The organism is Agromyces seonyuensis (assembly GCF_009789225.1).
GTDB lineage: Bacteria > Actinomycetota > Actinomycetes > Actinomycetales > Microbacteriaceae > Agromyces > Agromyces seonyuensis.
Window position 1 is genome coordinate 1 of record NZ_WSTA01000151.1, and the last position, 1,266, is coordinate 1,266.

At 68.3% G+C, this 1,266-nt stretch carries 1 protein-coding gene; it reads right to left on the bottom strand.

Going from position 1 to position 1,266, the window contains the following annotated elements:
* Nucleotides 1–42 precede the first annotated feature (42 nt).
* The gene (locus GB864_RS17965) at nucleotides 43–1,074 is read right to left on the bottom strand and encodes a sugar phosphate isomerase/epimerase family protein (RefSeq protein ID WP_236779249.1); all 1,032 of its coding nucleotides are present in this window, start codon (nucleotides 1,072–1,074) and stop codon (nucleotides 43–45) included.
* Between the last annotated feature and the right edge of the window lie 192 nt (nucleotides 1,075–1,266).

The following is a 1,266-nucleotide window of genomic DNA, read 5'->3' on the forward strand; positions in this document are numbered from 1 at the left end:
CGCCTTCCACTTGCTCTTCATCGAAAGATCTCCTGATCCAGATCAGCCGCGAAGCGCGGCGAGGTTCTCGTAGCTGCGACCGGCATTGCCGAGCGAGTTCAGGGGGCTGCCGTCCGCAGTGGTCTGCGCAGCGTTGTCCTGCTCCCAGATCCCGCGACGCTGACCGCGGTCGCCCTGGATCTCGGCGAGGATGTCGGCGTAGGGGATGCTGCCCGCACCGAACTCGATGATGTCGTAGCCGTTGGGGTTGGCCGGGTTGAGCTTGCCGTCCTTCAGGTGCAGCAACGGGAAGCGACGGCGGTTGGCCTTGACGTACTCGATCGGCTCGAATCCCGGGTAGAGGTGCTTGCCGACGTACGCCCAGTAGACGTCCATCTCGTGGAACACCCACTCCGGGTTGAAGTGCTGGAGGTAGAGGTCGTAGACGCGCTCGTTGGTGTCGGTGGTGAAGCCCCACTCCTGCGAATGGGTGTGGGTGTAGAGCTTCAGGCCGGCTGCCGCCGCCTTCTCCCCCATCTGGTTCCAGGTGTCGATCCCGGCCATCCACTGCGCCTTGGCGATGGGGCCGCCGTAGCCGCCGGCGATCGGCCCGCCCTGGCCGAGGTGCGGCATCCCGAGGGTGTGCGCGATCTCGATCTGGGCATCGATGTTGGTGAGGCTGAGGTTGACGTGACTGCCGACGGCCTTCAGTCCGTTGTCGTCGAGCAGCTGCCGGATCTCGGCCGGGGTGATGGCGCCGGCACCGCCCTGGGTGTAGCCGGCGAACTCGACCTCCGAGTAGCCGATGGCGCTGAGCTCCTCGAACAGCTGACGGAAGCCGATCGAGGCCGCCCCCGAGAGCTTGTCGCGGACCGAATAGAGCTGGATGCCGATGCGGTTGACGGGCACGAGGCGGGGACCGCCGCTGACGGTGGGGGCCGCGGCCTGGACGCCGAGGGCGGAGGCCGCCGTCGGGGCGAGCGCCGCTCCGACGCCGACCGCGACCGAGGATGCTGCGAGCGCCTGGAACAGGGTCCGGCGGCTCATCGGCTTGGCCGAGACCGTCGGGTGCCCGTGAGCGTGTTGGTGACTCATCTCTCTCCTTCGAGTGATCCCGTCCCGGGGCTCCGGGGCGGTCGGGGGTTGCGGCGGCGGCCCTCGGGATGAGGAGGACCGCCGCCCGGTAATCGGATCAGCTGAGTGCGGTCAGCGTGATCACGGCGGTGTAGGTGCCCTGCGGGGTCTCGAGCGGGAGCTTGAGATCCAGGTCGGCGCCCACGGCGGACT